General features: G+C 43.3%; 17 protein-coding genes. 14 read left to right on the forward strand and 3 right to left on the reverse strand.

The annotated features are described in order from the left end of the window. The first annotated feature begins 3 nt into the window (after positions 1-3). The 4 genes from DWW85_RS08010 (at position 4) to argJ (ending at position 7,210) form a co-directional block, all read left to right on the forward strand. Positions 4-2,556, forward strand: a complete 2,553-nt coding sequence (locus DWW85_RS08010; protein WP_117808282.1) for a glycoside hydrolase family 3 N-terminal domain-containing protein — start codon at positions 4-6, stop codon at positions 2,554-2,556. 447 nt (positions 2,557-3,003) lie between these two features. Further along, entirely contained in the window at positions 3,004-3,978 is a 975-nt protein-coding gene (locus DWW85_RS08015; protein ID WP_021944785.1) for an aldolase catalytic domain-containing protein, read from the forward strand. Between the two features lie 191 nt (positions 3,979-4,169). After that, positions 4,170-5,849 (forward strand): glutamate--tRNA ligase, encoded by a 1,680-nt coding sequence (gene gltX / locus DWW85_RS08020; protein ID WP_117808283.1) that lies wholly within the window; start codon positions 4,170-4,172, stop codon positions 5,847-5,849. Between the two features lie 116 nt (positions 5,850-5,965). Beyond that, positions 5,966-7,210, forward strand: coding sequence for a bifunctional glutamate N-acetyltransferase/amino-acid acetyltransferase ArgJ (gene argJ, locus DWW85_RS08025; RefSeq protein ID WP_117808350.1), 1,245 nt, complete (start codon positions 5,966-5,968; stop codon positions 7,208-7,210). Positions 7,211-7,400: 190 nt separating this feature from the next. Here argJ and DWW85_RS08030 read toward each other — a convergent pair whose 3' ends face one another. Both DWW85_RS08030 and DWW85_RS08035 read right to left on the reverse strand, forming a co-directional pair. Further along, positions 7,401-7,862 (reverse strand): hypothetical protein, encoded by a 462-nt coding sequence (locus DWW85_RS08030; RefSeq protein ID WP_181986537.1) that lies wholly within the window; start codon positions 7,860-7,862, stop codon positions 7,401-7,403. A 67-nt stretch (positions 7,863-7,929) separates the two neighbouring features. Then, positions 7,930-8,319: a hypothetical protein gene (locus DWW85_RS08035; RefSeq protein ID WP_117808285.1), complete on the reverse strand. Its 390-nt coding sequence runs from the start codon at positions 8,317-8,319 to the stop codon at positions 7,930-7,932. Between the two features lie 402 nt (positions 8,320-8,721). Here DWW85_RS08035 and DWW85_RS08040 point away from each other — a divergent pair, with 402 nt between their 5' ends. From DWW85_RS08040 to DWW85_RS08065, 6 genes are all read left to right on the forward strand, one after another. Further along, entirely contained in the window at positions 8,722-9,474 is a 753-nt protein-coding gene (locus tag DWW85_RS08040; RefSeq protein ID WP_008400090.1) for a DeoR/GlpR family DNA-binding transcription regulator, read from the forward strand. Continuing rightward, the gene (gene pfkB / locus DWW85_RS08045) at positions 9,471-10,373 is read left to right on the forward strand and encodes a 1-phosphofructokinase (protein ID WP_021944790.1); all 903 of its coding nucleotides are present in this window, start codon (positions 9,471-9,473) and stop codon (positions 10,371-10,373) included. Before DWW85_RS08040 ends, pfkB begins: the two co-directional genes overlap by 4 nt. Positions 10,374-10,451: 78 nt before the next feature. Next, complete coding sequence (locus DWW85_RS08050) at positions 10,452-12,515, forward strand: fructose-specific PTS transporter subunit EIIC (protein ID WP_117808286.1); 2,064 nt, start codon at positions 10,452-10,454, stop codon at positions 12,513-12,515. A 171-nt stretch (positions 12,516-12,686) separates the two neighbouring features. Beyond that, on the forward strand, positions 12,687-12,950 hold the full coding sequence (locus DWW85_RS08055; protein WP_008400082.1) for an HPr family phosphocarrier protein: 264 nt from the start codon (positions 12,687-12,689) through the stop codon (positions 12,948-12,950). 40 nt (positions 12,951-12,990) lie between these two features. Then, on the forward strand, positions 12,991-14,694 hold the full coding sequence (ptsP, locus tag DWW85_RS08060; protein ID WP_117808351.1) for a phosphoenolpyruvate--protein phosphotransferase: 1,704 nt from the start codon (positions 12,991-12,993) through the stop codon (positions 14,692-14,694). A 549-nt stretch (positions 14,695-15,243) separates the two neighbouring features. Further along, positions 15,244-15,546: a hypothetical protein gene (locus DWW85_RS08065; RefSeq protein ID WP_117808287.1), complete on the forward strand. Its 303-nt coding sequence runs from the start codon at positions 15,244-15,246 to the stop codon at positions 15,544-15,546. Between the two features lie 123 nt (positions 15,547-15,669). On the opposite strand, the gene DWW85_RS08070 is transcribed toward DWW85_RS08065, so the two are convergent. Next, positions 15,670-15,990 (reverse strand): helix-turn-helix domain-containing protein, encoded by a 321-nt coding sequence (locus DWW85_RS08070; protein ID WP_117808288.1) that lies wholly within the window; start codon positions 15,988-15,990, stop codon positions 15,670-15,672. A gap of 249 nt (positions 15,991-16,239) precedes the next feature. On the opposite strand from DWW85_RS08070, the gene acgA reads away from it, so the two are divergent. The 4 genes from acgA (at position 16,240) to DWW85_RS08090 (ending at position 19,213) form a co-directional block, all read left to right on the forward strand. After that, positions 16,240-16,371, forward strand: a complete 132-nt coding sequence (gene acgA / locus DWW85_RS08075) for an ACGX-repeat peptide (RefSeq protein WP_117808289.1) — start codon at positions 16,240-16,242, stop codon at positions 16,369-16,371. Positions 16,372-16,399: 28 nt separating this feature from the next. Next, the gene (gene acgM / locus DWW85_RS08080; protein WP_117808290.1) at positions 16,400-17,461 is read left to right on the forward strand and encodes a radical SAM/SPASM domain protein, ACGX system; all 1,062 of its coding nucleotides are present in this window, start codon (positions 16,400-16,402) and stop codon (positions 17,459-17,461) included. Positions 17,462-17,551: 90 nt separating this feature from the next. Then, a complete protein-coding gene (locus DWW85_RS08085; RefSeq protein WP_117808291.1) occupies positions 17,552-18,163 on the forward strand; it encodes a 4Fe-4S binding protein in 612 nt (203 codons plus the stop codon). Positions 18,164-18,259: 96 nt separating this feature from the next. Further along, complete coding sequence (locus DWW85_RS08090) at positions 18,260-19,213, forward strand: Sir2 silent information regulator family NAD-dependent deacetylase (RefSeq protein ID WP_117808352.1); 954 nt, start codon at positions 18,260-18,262, stop codon at positions 19,211-19,213. Positions 19,214-19,243 lie beyond the last annotated feature (30 nt).

Genomic DNA, 19,243 nt, shown 5'->3' on the forward strand with positions numbered 1-19,243 from the left:
AATATGACAGATAAGATCAAGACAATACTGGAACAAATGACAATAGAAGAAAAGGCTGACATGGTATGCGGTGCAAGTAATTTCTGCACAGCGGATGCTTCCAGATATGGGGTGCCTGCGATCCGTATGCTGGATGGAGGAACCGGGATCAATTATGAACAGTTGATCGCAGATCTGATCCTTTCCTGGCGTACAAATCCGCGCGATGAGGAAGAAGCATGGCTGATGAAGGATTTTAGTGCAACGGAAGAAAGAAATGTTATATTTGACTATTTTCGTCCGGACAAGCTGACAGAAAAAGAGACAAAGGTCTGGAAAAAAGTCCGGGAATATCTGAAGGAACAATTTATAAAGAATACAACCAATAATGATACGACGCTTGCATTTGTTGAAATGGCAGGCGATGCGGCGGCTGATATTATGTCTCCGGCATGTTTTCCGTGTGGCATGATGCTGGGAGCAACCTTTAACCCCGATGTTGTCAATCAGACAGGACATGCACTTGGAAGAGAAGCGAGAGCATATGGCGTGAGTATGCTTCTTGGAACACCGAACATCAATATCCACAGAGATCCATTGGGCGGAAGACTGTTTGAGGGATTCTCTGAGGATCCGTGTCTGGTAGCGAAGCTTGCTCCGGAATATGTAAAGGGTGTGCAGGCGGAAGGCGTTGCAGCAAATATCAAGCATTTTGCTGCCAATAATCAGGAGAAGAACCGTCAGGGAATAAATGAAACGATATCAGAACGGGCATTGCAGGAGATTTATTTTCCTGGTTTCCGTGCCTGTGTAGAGCAGGCACAGCCTGCGACAGTTATGGCAGCCTATAATAAGATCAATGGAACAGCCTGCACCGCAAATGAATGGCTGTTAGACGGTATTCTGCGTAAATACTGGGGCTTTGAAGGTATGGTCGTATCAGACTGGGGGGCAGTATATGATCCGATCGCAGCGTTAAAGGCAGGCAATGATCTGAATATGCCGGGAATCACAGCAGATCCGGAGAAGGTTGTTCAGGCAGTAGAAGCCGGGGAGCTGATAGAAGAGGAGCTTGACCGGAATGTGGCGAGAGTGCTGGAGCTGATGGACACCTATGGTTCACCGGAATGCTATGATATGTCAGCACAGTATATTATGGATATGTCGAAGCAGTCAGCATATAAGGCAGCCTGTGAGGGAATTGTATTATTGAAAAATGAAAATGGAATCTTCCCGATCCGGTCGAAAGGAAAGGCGGGCAATGATTCTGTATTTGAAACTGTATCAGACGAGGAGGTAATGTCCGGGGTTGTCCTATGTGGAAGCGGAGCTATCCGTTTATATGACTGTGGTACCGGAAGTGCAGGTATTACGACAGATAAGGACAGCAGCATCTACGAGGGGCTGATCCAGAATGGCGTCGAGGTGAGTATCGGAATACCGGCAGTAGGGAAGCGTGCAGGCATTTCCACCTATATCTGCGTTGCCAGAATACCGGGCATGGAAGGAAATGACCGGAAGAATATGAAGCTGTCCGTGGAGGATGCACAGATTTTGAATCAGATGTTAGATCTGAAACGGGAAAATCCTATGGTCAAATTAGGATTGATCTTAAATGTAAGCGGCCCGGTTGATCTGGCACTCTGGGAGCATGAGCTGGATGGTATTTTCTGTATGTTCCTTCCGGGAATGGAGGGCGGACATGCGATGGCAGATATTTTAACCGGACGTGTTAATCCATCCGGAAAGCTGCCGCTGACCTTCCCGAAGAAGCATAAGGATACACCGACGTATCTGAATTTCCCCGGGGATGGATATCAGGTCAATTATGGAGAAGGGATTTACGTCGGATACAGATATTATGATAAGAAAATGGTAGAGCCGTTGTATCCATTTGGACATGGCTTATCCTATAGTCATTTTGAGATCAGCAATGAGCGTGCAATCGCAGATTCTGTTCCGGTGGAACTGGTTTATCCGGATGGCAAAGTGGATAATAAGAAGATGCCGGTGCTGACGGATTCTCTTCGGATTGCTGTGGATGTGATCAATCAGGGACCGGAAGAGTTTTCAGAGGGTATGGAAGTTGTTCAGCTTTATATCAGTGATCCGTATGCGACGATATCAAAGCCTGTAAAGGAACTGAAAGCTTTTAAGAAGATCCGGCTGGCATATGGTGAGCGTGAAAAGGTGACATTTACATTGACGAAGGAGGATTTTGCATCCTTTGACAGTGACCTGCATCAGTGGGTAGCAGAGGAAGGCGTCTATAATATTCTGATCGGCAACAGCTCCCGAAATATCGTGTGCAGTATGCCTGTTTATCTGGATGCGAAGACAGAGTACAGCTACAGTCTGCAGACACCGATCAAGGTGCTGTATGAGAATTCTGTGACGAAAGCGCATATGAATCATCTGTGGTTCAGACTGGGACTTGATCCGGCGGACATTGATAATAAATACGAATATGAACCACATACCAGACTGATCAATCTGGTTCATCTGAAATGTGAGAATCCGGAGCAGGAAGCATTGGATGAATTCGAGCTTCGGGTTGGTAGCCTGAAGCGGGCGTAATGATATATTATTATTAAAAGCTTCCGGGCACTCCATCCCTGCTGCATACTGCCTATACGAAATAACTTGCTGCGATTTCTGCTCATTGCACATGTCTGATTCGTAAATGCTCCTGCGCAAACTCACCTTCGGTGAGAACCTGCGCCCGCATTTACTGACAATGTGCAGTGAACAACGAAATTCTCGCAATGTTATTTCGTATAGGCAGTATGCAGCAGGGGTGGGATGTCCGGGAGCTTTTTCTATGATAGGACAGTCATCGCGGAACTTTAAAGTGAAAAAGTTTATTGCGTTGAAGTAAAAAAGTGCTTGCATTATTTCAAAAAGCTGTTATACTATACTCACGCCAACGCGTTAAAGTGAGAAAATAAATAGAAAGAGCGTTGGATACCCCTGAGCGTTTGAGCGGCTCATCAGGTGATAAAAAAGATTTAGGAGGAAACAGCGATGATAGGCGGAGATATGATCACGTACAGACCTGATATTCAGGTGCTTGATGCTACAATTCGAGATGGAGGACTTGTCAACGATTTTTATTTTACAGATGAATTTGTAAAAGCACTTTATGAAGCAAATTTGAAGGCTGGTGTTGATTATATGGAATTCGGCTACAAGGCTTCCAAGGAGATGTTCGATGTAGAGAAGTTCGGAAAGTGGAAGTTCTGTGACGAAGAAGCCATTCGCAGTATAGTCGGAGAGAATAATACAGAGATGAAGATATCTGTTATGGCGGATGTCGGAAGATGCGATTACAAGACAGATATTATTGACAGAGCAGACAGTGTTATTGACATGATACGTGTGGCTACATACATCAACACCATGCCTGCTGCGATCGAGATGATAGAGGATGCACATGCAAAGGGATATGAGACGACCTGTAACATTATGGCTATCTCAAAGGATCAGGAGTCAGAGATCGATATCGCCCTTGAGATGTTAGGCAAATCAAATGTAGACGGAATCTACATTGTAGACAGCTACGGCTCTTTATACCCGGAGCAGATCCAGAGACTGACACAGAAATATGTGGCAGTTGGAGAGAAATACGGTAAGAAGATTGGTATTCATGCACATGACAACATGAAGATGGCATATGCAAATACTGTTGAGGCAATGAGACATGGAGCAAGCATGTTAGATGGAACGGTAAGCTCTATGGGACGAGGTGCAGGAAATTGCGCGATGGAATTGCTGCTTGGCTTCCTTCGTAATCCAAAGTACAATCTGTACCATATCCTGAAGTTCATTGAGCGTTACATGGTTCCGTTAAAGGAAAAGGGTGATGCTGTATGGGGCTATGATGTACCTTACATGCTGACCGGTATGCTGAACCAGCATCCAAGAGATGCCATTGATTTCATCAAACAGGGCAAACACGAATACGCTGACATGTACAGCTACTTACTTTATCGTGAGTAAGAAATAAGTCGAAAAGAGATCCGGGAAAAATCCCGGGTCTTTTTTGTCCACCTGAGTGCAAACGGGAGAAAAGACCTGTACAAAGCCGGGGGTTTGTGGTATTTTTTACTATATGTGTTTTGACAGTCGATTAGGTGCTGTCAGGCGGTAAGAAACGAAAAATAGATTTGATATAAGAGGTGGCAGATAAGATGGATTATAACAAATTAGCAGAATTAATATTCCCGGATATAACAGGAACGGTAGACGATCTCGAAGCAAGATTTCCAAAGAGAGACTTGCCGGAGTGTGCGAAGGTAACGAGATTTGCGCCAAGCCCAACCGGATATATGCATATCGGTGGTTTATATGCTGCTATGATATCAAGAAAACTTGCAAAGCAGAGCGGTGGTGTGTTCTATCTTAGAATAGAAGATACAGATAGAAAGAGAGAGCTTGAAAATGGCGTGGAGGAGATCATCAATTCCTTAAACAAGTTTGATCTTGGATTTGACGAGGGACCATTTGAAGGAAGCCCTGTCACATATGCACCATATAAGCAGAGCGAGAGAAAAGAGATCTATCAGATCTGCGTTAAGAAGCTGATGCAGGAGGGATATGCATATCCTGATTTTACAACTGCGGAAGAACTGGATGCGATAAGAGCAAAGCAGGAGGCTGCAAAGGTAGATATCGGATATTATGGAGAGTATGCGGTTGGAAGAAATCTGACATACGAGCAGATCGAGGAGAAATTGGCAGCCGGAGAGCCTTATGTTGTCAGACTTAAGAGCCCGGGCGAGGCAGGCAAGACAGTTGTTTACAGTGACCCGATCCGTGGTAAGATCGAGATGCCTGAGAACATGATGGATGTTGTACTGTTAAAATCTGACGGAATCCCAACCTATCATTTTGCACATGCAGTAGACGATCATTTTATGAGAACAAATATGGTCATTCGTGGTGATGAATGGCTTGCATCCTATCCGCTTCATAAGCAGTTATTTGAACTGTGCGGATTTGAACTTCCTGAGTATGCACATATTTCACCAATTATGAAGATGGAAATATCTGTGGATGAGGATGGAAATGAACATCAGCACAAGAGAAAACTCAGTAAGAGAAAAGACCCGGAGGCAGCCGTTGGCTTCTATCAGGAGCAGGGCTATCCATCCGAGAGTGTACTGGAATATCTGATGACGATCGCCAATTCCAATTATGAGGAATGGCATGCAGCAAATCCTGATAAGACGATCGATGATTTCACATTGTCACTTGCGAAGATGCCGGCATCCGGTGCATTATTTGACATGGTGAAGTTAAATGATGTCAGCAAAGAGATGATCTCCACATTTTCAGAAGAAAAGTGCTATGAGAAGATCATGGCATGGGCAAAAGAATTTGATGAGAAGCTGTATGAATTTGGCACAAATGATAAAGAGAGCTTCTTAAAGACGATTAGCCTTTGGAAGATGTCAGGAAATAAAGTCCGTAAGGATGTTGGTAAGTGGTCGGATCTGGCAGAGATGTTCGGCTATCTCTATGTGCCGGAGGATGAACTGAAGCTTTCCTACGAGATCGACGAGAAGTATAATGCAGATCAGATGGCAGAGATCATCAATGAATATAAGAAGGATCTGTTCTTAGATGCTGAGAACTGGTTTGCCGAGATGAAGGTTATGGGTGATAAGCTTGGCTATTGCCCGAATGTCAAGGAATATAAGAAGAATCCGGATGCTTATAAGGGATCGATCACAGATGTCTGCACGATCGTTCGTGTGGCAGTAACCGGTAAGAAGAATTCACCGGATCTTGCTACGATCATGAACGTAATCGGCAAGAATCGTACGATCGGAAGACTGGACAAGTTTCTGGCAGCAATCGGCAAGTAAGATAATAGAAATACAGGCAGAGTTTTATATATCTTAAAAAGGAGGCAGTGGCGAATCACTGATCGGCAGTAGTGGAATGAAACGTGGAAGTCGACAGGATTTGGCTACGGATGATTATGAAGAAGAAAACATACGAAGGATACACATATGTAGACGGTGGTGTCTGTGCAGCAAAGGGATTTGTGGCAAATGGTATAAACTGCGGACTGAATTCCGATAAGAATAAGAATGATCTGGGTATGGTTTACAGCAGTACAGTCTGTAATGCAGCAGCCGTATATACACAGAACAAGGTAAAAGGTGCGCCAATCCTTGTAACTAAGGAGCATCTGAAGGCAACAGGCGGCAAAGCCATGGCAGTTGTCGTTAATTCAAAGAATGCAAATACCTGTAATGCGGATGGCGTGGAAAAGGCAGAGCGGATCTGTGAGCTGGCAGCAGATGCACTGGGAATCGATGCAGATATGATCATCAATGCATCGACCGGTGTGATTGGTCAGATCATTCCGATCGAACCATTTGAAGAGCACATGAAAGAGCTTGCTGGCGGTTTAAGTGCCGATGGCAATGATAAGGCTGCAAATGCGATCATGACGACAGATACAGTTGATAAGCAGGTTGCAGTAGAATTCATACTTGGTGGCAAGACCTGTCGTCTTGGTGGAATGGCAAAGGGAAGCGGTATGATCCATCCGAATATGGCAACCACTCTGAACTTTATCACAACGGATGTTGCAATCTCAGCCGATATGATCCAGAAGGCTCTGAGTGAGATCGTAAAGATAACTTATAACTGTCTGTCCATAGATGGTGATACATCGACAAATGATACTTTAAGTGTCATGGCAAATGGACTTGCAGGAAATGAAGAGATCGTAACAGAAAATGACGACTATGCAATTTTCAAGAAAGCACTGTACATCGTTATGGAGTGTATGACGATGATGCTCGCAAGTGATGGAGAGGGCGCAAGCAAGATGCTGGAATGTACAGTATCAGGAGCACCGGATCAGGACACAGCGATCATCGTTGCAAAGAGCATTATCCGTTCCCCACTGACCAAATGTGCGATGTTTGGTGAAGATGCAAACTGGGGACGTATTCTCTGTGCGATCGGATATGCAGAAGCAGATTTCGATATCGATAAAGTAGATGTAGATCTTGAATCTGAGAAGGGTATCGTAGAGGTGTGCAGAGATGGTTCCGGTATTCCATTTTCTGAGGAAAAAGCCTCTGAGGTATTATCCGAGGATGATATCTACATCAATGTCAATCTGAATCAGGGTGAAGCATCCGCCAAGGCGTGGGGCTGTGACCTGACTTATGATTACGTTAAGATCAACGGTGATTATCGTTCATAAATAAAAAGTGCCACCGATAGACGGTTAGCCTTGATATGATGAGTTAAAAATAGCCCCTTTTATTAGACCTTTTTTGTCTAATAAAAGGGGTTCACTTCAAGGCTGGGAGGTTATTTTTTATACTTATAGTGCGCTGATTAGCGTGTTCCAAATGAATCTGTCCAGAGTGGCATATAGCCGCTTCGGATGGCTACTGCTTGGGAAGCCAGTTCTTTTTTACATCAATTCCAACTTCCATCAGTTTACCGGTGGGAGCAGCACCCGCAATTGCTATTATTTCGTTATCTTTTATTGCACATAAAACGATGGTTGTATTTGTATTTCCTTCTGCATCAAAAGTCAGTGAATTTTCAAAGCCCTCGATATCACATAATGTTTTAAGGTTGTTACCTTCATATGATTCGTCTCGAGTTTTACCTGATAACAGTTGTTTTCCAAGTTCATATTTTTCTTCAGACAGAGAAATGATATTTGTATCTCTGATGCTGAGAATTTTAACATAATTTTTAGCAGCCTTTTTGTTCTTTACGAAATGTGTGCCTTCTTCTTTTAATTGATCTGTTGAACAATTTATGTAGCCGGCAATGTAGTCATATATTTTATTATTTATCTCATCTTTATTAATATAAGAATTATTCATGATTTTCTCCATAAGTATAGTCAAACAGGGAGATAAAAACTTATCTCCCTGAAATGAATGATTTGCATTTGAACTGTGCTTAATACCGTGTATCTACTGAAAAGCCTGTTTGCTGCAAGGAAGATTTCGTTATGGTTCGGAACCAGTGAATGGAGGAGTTGTAGTTTCCCTCTACTACTGTTACCGTTCCCTTTACATTTTTTGTTTTTAACTGGTAAGTTTTGCCCTTCTTCAGCTTTAAAGATGTTTTATTCAGCGCAGCTTTCTTGGCCGTGGTCTTGCTTGCGGTAAGGGTGGCATCATTTGTGGTTGTATTTGTAGTAGAAGTGGCAGTGTTTATAGCTGCGGTCTTACTTGTGGCAAGGGCAGCATTGGTGCCTGTGTATGTACTGACAGCGGAAACTGTGTGCTCATTTAAAGTTGCTGCCTGAACTGCTGCCTGTGCTGGCAATGCAGTTACGATAACCATACCGAGCAGGCTGCATCCGATGATTGTACGTTTCCAGAAAGAATTGGAATGATATGGTGACGTCCCATTTTATATTTTAGAATTTCGTACGCAAAAAAGAACTCTATAATGAGATCCTTTTTGGAAGAGGCGCAGCTATGACCCTTTGGCTGATGTCATATATCGACCGGCAGGTGGTCTTATAACGAGACTGTCTGCTTTCTTTAATTCCGTTTCTCTCATATTTGTTCAAAAAACTTCAAAAAAATGCAAATTAATGATTGATTATGAACAAAATGTGTGTTAATATAAATCCAAGTTGAACGAATATGATTGATTTTGAACGAAAAATCGGTTATAATGCATATATATGAATTGAATTGCAAATAATAAAATGACTTGATAATAAGGAGACCTATATATATGCTTACGGAAGAAAGATATAACAAGATACTGGAAGCTCTGAAGAACAAAGGAACGATCACAGTTGCAGAAATGACAGAGTGCACAGGAGCATCAGAATCAACCATAAGGCGGGATCTTATCGCTCTCGATGAAATGGGAAAACTGAATAAGGTACACGGAGGAGCTACAGCAGTTGCACACCAGTTTATTGCAGATGAGATTGCGGTCAGTGTAAAAGAGCAGCTCTGTGTGGAAGAAAAGAAAGCAATTGCACGGTATGCGGTGAATATGATCAATGATGACGATTTTATTTTCATAGATGCAGGAACAAGTACCGGATGGATGATCGAGTATCTGGAATCAACCAGAGCGACATTTGTCACAAACGGAATTGCACATATCAAACGGCTGATGAACAAAGGACTTCGGGCATACATGATCGGAGGACTCGGAAAGCCGGTCACAGAATCTACGGTAGGTGCAGATGCTGTAAATAATATGAAGATGTTCAATTTCTCAAAATGCTTCCTTGGAACCAACGGTGTACATACAGATTACGGTTTCACGACAGTCGATGTAGAAGAAGCACTTGTAAAGATGGAAGCGGTCAACCGATCTTATGCGAGTGTTGTCCTTGCCGATCACACGAAGTTTGACAAGGTTACAGCGGTTACATTTGCAGGAATCAAGAAGGCGTGTATTATCACCGACCGACTTGTAAATGATAAGTATGCAGATGCAACAGTCATAAAGGAGGTAATGAAGGAATGATCTACACAGTAACTTTCAATCCGGCAATCGATTATGTTGTCAGAATGGAAAAACTGGAAATCGGTTCGGTAAACAGAAGCAGAGAAGAAGCCCTGTTCTACGGTGGAAAGGGAATCAATGTTTCGACAGTCCTTAAGAATCTGGGCGTAGATTCTGTAGCACTTGGATTTGTTGCAGGCTTTACCGGAAAAGCGATTGAAGAAGGAGTCGCTGCCCTTGGTGTAAAAGCTGATTTCATCACGGTTTCAGATGGCGTTAGCAGAATCAATGTTAAGCTGAAAGCCGGAGAAGAAACAGAGATTAATGGAAAAGGCCCTAATATCAGCGATGCAGAACTGGAAGAACTTTATAAGAAATTAGATGGTTTAACAGACGGTGACTGTCTGGTTCTGGCAGGAGCGATCCCACCATCTTTACCATCTGATGTGTACGAGAAGATCATGGCAAGACTTGCAGGCAAGAAGGTTGATATCGTAGTCGATGCTACGAAGGATCTCCTGTTAAATGTTCTCAAGTATCATCCGTTTCTTATCAAGCCGAATAACTTCGAGCTTGGAGAAATGTTTGGCGTAACACTTCATTCTGATGAGGAGATTGAAGAATATGCAAAGAGATTACAGGCACTTGGAGCAAGAAACGTAGCGATCTCCATGGCAGGAGACGGATCTATGCTGCTCACAGAGACCGGAGAGACATACAGAATGGGCGTTCCAAAAGGAAAAGTTGTTAATTCTGTAGGAGCCGGAGATTCCATGGTGGCAGGATTTATCGCAAGCTATTTTGCAGAGCATGATTACAAGAAAGCATTAAAGTACGGCGCAGCAACAGGCAGTGCAACTGCATTTTCAGAAGGACTTGCAACAAAAGACCAGGTTGAGAAACTTTTAGGACAATTTTAACAGTTGGGGAAAAGGGAGAAGAACCGACTGGCCTGACCAGATCCTGATAAACCGGTATTTGAGTAAAGGAGAATGAGTATGAGAATAAGGGAGTTATTAAAAAAAGAAGGAATTGCCCTTGGTGTAAAAGTAGATTCTAAAGACGCAGCGATTGATTATCTGATCGATCTTCATGCAAAATCGGGCAATATAACAGATAAGGCAGAATTCAAGAAAGGAATTCTTGCAAGAGAAGAATCCGGTTCGACCGGAGTTGGAGAGGGAATCGCGATTCCTCATTCCAAGAATGCAGCAGTTAAGCAGCCGGGACTTGCAGCTATGACAGTACCGGACGGTGTAGATTATGATTCATTAGATGGACAGCCTGCAAACCTGTTCTTCATGATCGCAGCACCGGAAAAGGGCGCAGATGTACATCTGGAAGTATTATCAAGACTCAGTATGTTGCTGATGGATGAGAACTTCAGAGCAGAACTTCTTGCAGCCAAGAATGCAGATCAGTTCTTAGATATCTGCAGCAAATATGAGATGGAAAAGTTCGCGGATGAACTTGGAGAAGCAACAGAAGATAAGAAAGAAAACGCACCGGAAAAGACAGGATACAGAGTCCTTGCAGTTACAGCATGTCCGACCGGTATCGCACATACATTTATGGCAGCGGAAGCCCTTGAGAAAAAAGGAAATGAAATGGGCATTACGATCAAGGTTGAAACAAATGGATCCGGCGGTGTTAAGAATCGTCTGACAGCAAAGGAGATTGAAGAATGTGACGGTATTATCGTAGCAGCCGATAAGAATGTGGAGACTGCAAGATTTGACGGCAAGCCAGTTCTTTTTACAAAGGTAGCTGATGGTATCCACAAACCGGAAGAGCTTATCAATAAAGTGATCGATGGCAAGGTTTCGGTACATCATGAGAGTGGAAAGAAAGCAGAGGAAGAAAGCGCAGGCGGTGTTGGAAGTCAGATCTACAAGCATCTGATGAGCGGTGTATCCCATATGCTTCCATTCGTTATCGGTGGCGGTATCATGATCGCACTGGCATTCCTGATCGATACAATCTGTGGATATGGTTCAACCGGTGGTTCAAACTTCGGTACCTGTACACCACTTTCCGCATTCTTTAAATATGTCGGAGATCTGTCCATGGGACTGATGGTTCCGGTACTTGCAGGTTATATCGCATATTCGATCGCAGATCGTCCGGGTCTTGCAGTTGGATTTACCGGCGGACTTCTTGCTTCATCCGGTAATGCAGCGATCGCAAAATATATATGGGCAGGTGCAAGCCTTTCCCCATTCCAGAATTTTATCTCAAAATTCGGTTTTGTAGGCGAAGGCTCCGGTAATACAGTATCCGGTTTCTTAGGTGGTATTCTTGCAGGTTTCCTTGCAGGTTATATCGTACTTTTATTAAAGAAGATGTGTTCAAAGTTCCCTCAGTCATTAGAGGGTATCAAGCCAACATTGATCTATCCGTTAGTTGGTATTTTCCTTGTAGGCGTATTGATGGTATTTATCTTTAATCCATTGATCGGCCTTGTAAATACAGGACTTTCCAATATGCTTACATCACTTGCAGATAAGAATCTGTTAGCTCTCCTTGGTCTGATCCTCGGAGCAATGATGGCGATCGACATGGGCGGTCCTATCAACAAGGCAGCTTATGTATTCGGCTCGGGAATGCTTTCTACAGCAGCAGACCTTGTATCAGCCGGTGCATCCCAGAGTGATGCAGCCGTTCAGGCATGCTACATTTCCATGGCAGCCGTAATGATCGGCGGTATGGTTCCACCAATGGGAATTGCACTTGCATGTAAGCTGTTCCCTAAGAAATTCACAAAGGCAGAAAGAGGCTCAGCCGTTTCTAACTTTGTAATGGGTTGTTCCTTCATCACAGAGGGTGCGATTCCATTTGCAGCAGCAGATCCGCTTCATGTTATCCCATGTACCCTGGTTGGTGCAGGTGTAGCAGGAGCATTATCAGCAGCATTCAAATGTACACTGATGGCACCACACGGAGGAATCTTCGTATTTGCAACAGTAGGACATCCATTATTCTACATTCTTTCATGGGTGATCGGTTCTGTAGTAACCTGTTTACTGCTCGGTCTGATCAAGAAAAATGTAGCAGAAGAATAAAAACAAAAACCCTATCCTTTTTAACAACGGTGGGAACAGAAAGAATCTGTTCCTGCCGGATATAAATAAAACAGGGATATTTCAAATATTAAATCAAAAGTAACAATGTTGATCATGCGTTTGTCCGAATCGGACAAATGATAAAAGAGATATAAAAAGGAGAAGATGATTATGGTATCACAGACAGTTAAAGTTATTAATGAGCAGGGATTACACATGAGACCGGCAGGAGTATTTGCAAAGGAAATGACAAAGTTCAAATGTAACGTAACAATCGATATTGCCGGTAAGAGAATCAACGCAAAGAGCGTTATGCTGATCATTGCAGCATGTATTAAGTGTGGAACAGAGATGACAATTGAGTGTGACGGTGAAGACGAGCAGGCAGCTCTCGCAAAGGCAGTAGAGTTGGTTGAATCCGGTCTTGGCGAATAGTCAGACAGCATTCTTTCATCTGGAAAGCGGGGTAGAAGATATGTTAAAAGGAATAGGCGGCTCAGCCGGTTATGGCATCGGAAAGGTTGTCATCATCAGTGATGGCAAACCGGAATATAAGCAGCATACAGTAACAGATACAGATGCTGAACTTCAGAGATTTGAGAATGCTATGGAAGTTTTTGTTGAAAAGACTCAGAAAATGGCAGATGCAATGAAAGAAAAGGTTGGAGAACATAATGCAGAGATCCTGGAAGGACATATCGTTTTGATAAGTGATCCATTTATGCAGGATCAGGTCAAGGAGTTGATCGGTAATGGCGAATGTGCAGAAGCAGCCGTTGACAGTGTATGTGATATGTTCGTATCCATGTTCTCCCAGGTAGATGATGAACTGACCAGACAGAGAGCAACTGACGTAGGAGATATCCGTGTCCGTATGCTTAAGATCCTTACCGGTACGCCGGATATTAATATCGGAGATGTTCCGGCAGGTACAGTGATCGTCGCAAAGGATCTGACACCATCCATGACAGCAGGAATCGTAAAGGAAAATGTAGCAGGTATTATCACCGAGATTGGCGGTAAGACTTCTCATTCAGCTATTCTTGCAAGAGCACTTGAGATCCCTGCTGTACTTAGTGTAGATGGTATCGTAGATCAGGTGTCCGATGGTATGATGGCAGTTGTAGACGGATGCGAAGGCGTTTGCATCTTAGAACCTGCGATGGATGAGATCGCAGAATATGAGACAAAGCGTGCAGATTACCTGAAAGAGAAGGAACTGCTTCAGATCTACAGAGGAAAAGATACAGTAACTGCTGATGGAACAAAGGTAGCTTTATATGGCAATATCGGCAATCCAGAGGATGCCAAGGGTGTTGTAGCTGCTGATGGTGAAGGCGTAGGCTTATTCCGTACTGAGTTCCTGTTCATGGGAACAGACAGTTTGCCAACAGAGGACGAGCAGTTTGAAGCATATAAGGCAGCAGCCGAGACGATGCAGGGCAAAGAAGTTATTATCCGTACACTGGATGTCGGCGGAGACAAGGATATCCCATATCTGGGACTGGAGAAAGAAGACAATCCGTTCCTCGGTTTCCGTGCAGTCAGATATTGTCTGAAGAATGAGGACAGCTACAAGGTACAGCTTCGTGCATTGCTTCGTGCGAGTGCATTTGGCGATATCAAGATCATGGTTCCACTTGTTACCTGCGTGGATGAGATCCGACGGGTAAAAGAACTGGTAGCGGAGCTTAAGAAGGAGTTAGATGCAGAGGGAATCGCATATAACAAGGACATTCAGGTCGGCGTTATGATCGAGACTCCTGCAGCCAGTCTGATAGCAGATCTTCTGGCAAAGGAAGCCGATTTCTTCAGTATCGGTACAAATGATCTGACTCAGTACACAATGGCAGTTGACAGAGGAAATGCCAAGGTTGCATATCTGTATTCCGCATACAATCCTGCTGTTCTTCGTTCCATGAAGAATGTTATTGAAGCAGGAAATGCAGCAGGCATCATGGTAGGTATGTGTGGTGAAGCAGCAGCTGATCCATTACTGATCCCACTTCTGATCTCCTTTGGACTGGGAGAGTTCAGTGTATCGGCAACTTCTGTTTTAAGAACCAGAGGCACGATCGCCAAATGGTCAAAGGCAGATGCAGATGCGCTTGCAGCAAAAGCATTGTCCTTATCCACAGAAGCTGAGGTGGCTGAACTGTTAAAAGCCTCCGCAAGATAAGCGAAAATTCCATATTTGTTTTGTTTGGAACAGAATGAAAGATATTAAAAGCAACTAGTACTATAATTACACCTATTATTCCGCAAGTCGTTTGCACTCTATTTCAACGCAGCGGTACTAAGCCCCTTGCCTATGGCAACTCGCTAAGGACCGGCGTTGAAAAAGGCTTGCTACATAATAGTGTAATATATAGTAACTGTTGCTTTTGTAATATATCGGATTGTTCCAAACAAACCAGATATGAAAGTTTCTGCAATTAGCGCAGGCGAGGCTTAAAAAGTGCATTGTTTTCTGAGACGGTTTTCTGCATATTTGAATAGCCGGGTAAATGTCAAGAATAAATTTTTTACAAAATTTGAAAGATTGAGTGTGGGTTTTCACGAATTTCTTACGAAAATAAATTTGCACTGGAATTTTATGGAAAATATTTGGTAATATTAATATAGAAACTTGAAATAAAAAGTTATTTTTCAGCCGTAGCGGCAAGACGAAACAGGGCACATATTGGCAGTTGGAGATGTTTTCAATAGGTAGAGAGGAAGATAGGTTATGTTTGAAAACGAAAAAGTGAAACATGTAAAATTTGGTGAGGGAAACGTAGTTGAATGTGATGGTACACACATCCGTATTTTATTTCAGTGTGAGAATATAGAAAAGACTTTCACTTATCCGACCGTATTTGAGAACTTTGTAAGATTTGACAGTCAGGACGCACAGGACAAGGTCACAGATGATCTGAATACCGCAAAAGAGGAAGCTGCAAAGCTGGAAAATCTCAGAAAATTATTCATGGCTGAGCAGGCAAAGAAGCGAAAGTTGGAGAAAGCAGCCAAAGCAGCAAAGAAAAGATAAAGCAAGAGCACCCGGTCGGGTGCTTTTTCAATTGCCTTGTGTTCTTCTCTGGTATCCGTTACTATCCATGCATAGTGGAGATAATAGCTATGAAAAGGGTTAATCACTATGTATGGCTTTTTTTTACATTTGTTTATAGGCGTTACCCCATTCGACCATAGAGTCAAGGATTGGCTTTAAGGTCTGTCCGAGGTCGCTTAACGCATATTCTACGCGTGGCGGAACCTCCGGGTATACGGTTCGGGTGATCAGCCCGTCTTCTTCCATTGAGCGAAGGCTGTCGGTCAGAACCTTCTGGCTGATACCGGTCAGATCGCGTTTGAGTTCGTTGAATCGCCATGGACGCTGTAACAGATTTCTTATAATAAGCAGCTTCCATTTACTTCCGATCAGAGCAACGGTCGTTGCAACCGGACATTCTGGTAATTCTTCTTTTGTTAACATAACATTACCTCCATGTATTTGTTTTATATCTAACATTTATTTTGTACCCAATATTCTTTTTTCTTGTTACATCCAATTATAATCTAACATCCTATGTGTGGTCAATTAGTTACAAAAAGGTAACCGGGGTTACTTTTTTGTGACCAGGTAATAAAAAAGTGCGTACTTTTTTCGAAAATCAGAATTTGTTATGTTGATAATGCAAGAGGGCAACAGCCCAAAAATAAAATTATCAGGAGGTAACAGAAGATGGCATTATCAAATATTGCAGATTGGGAAGACGATAAGGACAAGCAGGCAGGTGCAGCATGTGGAGCATCCGACAAACCGGCAGCGTGCGGAACAGCATGTGGAGCGTCTGACAAGCCGGAGCAGAAATAAGATGAAGAAATAAGGAGGCATGGACAGGATGAGTCAGTATTTTGCATTTCAATGGCATATCACAGATGAGTGTGATCAGCGGTGTAAGCACTGTTATATATTTTCAGGGACAGGATGTAAGGAATTAAAGAGCATGACCTGGGAGCAGATGCAGGAGGTTGTGGCGAACTGTGAAGATTTCTGTAAGGTCTATCACAGAGTACCGTACTTCTATATTACTGGCGGCGATCCTATCCTGCATCCTGATTTCTGGAAATTGATGGTTCTGTTAAAGAGCAAAAATATTCCATTTACAATCATGGGAAATCCATTCCATCTGAACGATGAGATCTGTAAAATGTTAGCCGTTTGTGGCTGTGAAAAATACCAGATGTCGTTAGATGGAATGAGAGAGACCCATGACTGGTTTCGGAAACCGGGCAGCTTCGATCTGACGCTGGAAAAAGTCGGCTGTCTGAATCGGGCAGGAATCCGGAGCATTATCATGAGTACGGTTTCAAAGACAAATATGCATGAGATACCGGATATTATCGATGCAGTTGTTCAGGCTGGCGTGGATGTGTATGCATTTTCAAGATATGTACCGACCGGTGGAGAGGTCGATACCAGCATGACACCGGAGGAGTACCGGGAGCTTTTGTCTGTCTGTGATGCGAAGTATAAGGCATATGAAGCGGCAGGCTGCAAGACGTATTTTAATAAAAAGGATCATCTGTGGACGTTATATGAGTATGAAACAGGAGCGTTTACGCTGCCGGAAAATGCACAGGTAGGCATGATCTATGCGGGTTGTAATTGTGGTAACTGCCATATCACGATCTCATCAAATGGTGACGTGATGGCATGCAGGCGTGTTATGGACAGCAAGGTGGCAAGTGTATTCGAAGACCGGCTGGCAGATGTGTGGATCTGTCAGATGGAGAAATACAGAGATTATGAGAAATTCAGCAAATGCAGCAAGTGTGAATTAAAGGCATGGTGCAGAGGGTGTCCGGCTGTTGCAAATGGAACGACCGGGAGCTTTTACGGAGCAGATCCTCAGTGCTGGAAGACAAGAAATGAGATTACTGGGGAGGTGCTTCCATGTTAACAAGAAAACAGGGAAGAATTAAAATTGTAGAGTAAACAAACGCGAACAGGAATGCGGATGTCTGGTTATTTTGTATTGGAGGAACGATAGATGGATTTAAAAACATGCTTAAAGAAGATGCAATTGGTAGGAGTTCTTGCATTTGCAACAGTGGATAAGGATGGTGCGCCGCAGATACGGAATATCAGTGCGATCCATTATGAATCGGATGCCCTGTATTTTTATACGGCAAGGGGGAAGAATTTCTGTCAGGAACTTCTGGAAGATGGACGGGTTCAGATCCTTTGCTATACAAAATATAAAGAGATGATACGACTGTCGGGAAAGGCATATGCGGTGCGCGAGGAAGAACAGGAGAAATGGCGTGATACCATCTTTGAGGAGCAGCCTTATCTGGCAAATGTCTATCCGGGTAATACCAGAAGTATAGGTATTATATTCTGTATTGATCAGGGTGAGGTAGAATATTTTAATCTGGGCGTGAATCCGATATTTCGTGAGACATACAGCCTTGGAAATGCTATAATCCGGGAAAAGGGGTATGTGATAACAGATGCCTGTATCGGCTGTGGTAAATGTGAGAAACTCTGTCCCCAGAGGTGTATCGAGAGAGGAACACCATATAAGATTAATCAGCAGCATTGTCTGCATTGTGGAAATTGTTATGAGAACTGCCCTGTTCAGGCAATCATACGAAAGTGACATGCGATAATATAAATAAAAAATAAAAACGGATAGTAATAACTAACGGATAGAAATAATGAAATGGATATACAGACAGAAACAGAGCGACAGATTATGAAAAAGATTAAGTATAGAAATGATAAAATAACATTTGAAACATTTTTGTCCGGGACACCTGCCAGAGATTATGTGTTCCAGAAGATGCCATATGTGGAACAGATCCGGCTGGCTTCCCGGATGCTGCAGGATGCAGAGTATGTTCTGGTTGGAGCAGGTGCGGGAATGAGTGCAGCCGCAGGTGCACAGTATGGTGGAAGTTTTTTTGAGGAGAATTTTGGAGAGTTCCAGAAGAAATATGGAAAAGGTCCATATATGCAGGATATGTATTCTGCAGGCTTTTACCCGTATCCGGATGAAGAAAGCTACTGGGGCTACTGGTCGAAACAGGCGATCTTTGGCGGTATTGATCTGGATGTGACACCGCTTCATAAAACGTTTTTAAGTATGCTTTCCGGTAAGAAGATATTTGTCTTAAGCACAAATGCAGATGGTCAGTTTGTCAAAGCAGGGTTGCCGGAAGATCAGATCTTCTGCACACAGGGAGATTATTTCCATATTCAGTGCGGAAAAGGCTGTCATGATAAGCTTTACGATGCGGTAGATATGTTCCGGCAGATGGATCAGGCACGGAGGGATTGCAGGATACCGACATATATGGTTCCGAAATGTCCGGTGTGCGGCGGGGCTATGGACATGAATCTGCGAAAAGATCAGCATTTCGTTCAGGATGTAGCATGGTATGATGCGGAGCAGAGATTTGGAGATTTCCTGTCTGAGGCAGAGAAAGGCAGATTGGTGCTGCTGGAACTTGGCGTTGGATTTAACACACCAATGATAATTAGATTTCCATTTGAAAAACTGGTCAGAGAGAATAAAAATATCTCGATAATCCGTCTGAATCTGAATGAAGCAGTTGTGCCGGAGAGTCTTGGTGACCGCGCGGTCGGAATTAATGCAGATATGAAAGAAAGCATTACGGATATAGAGCGTTGTGTGGCTGGGATGTAACGGACATTTGGCGCTATGCGGCAGAAAAAT

It is taken from the genome of Clostridium sp. AF17-21AC (assembly GCF_003461365.1).
In the GTDB taxonomy this organism is placed as follows: Bacteria; Bacillota; Clostridia; order Lachnospirales; family Lachnospiraceae; genus Coprococcus; species Coprococcus ammoniilyticus.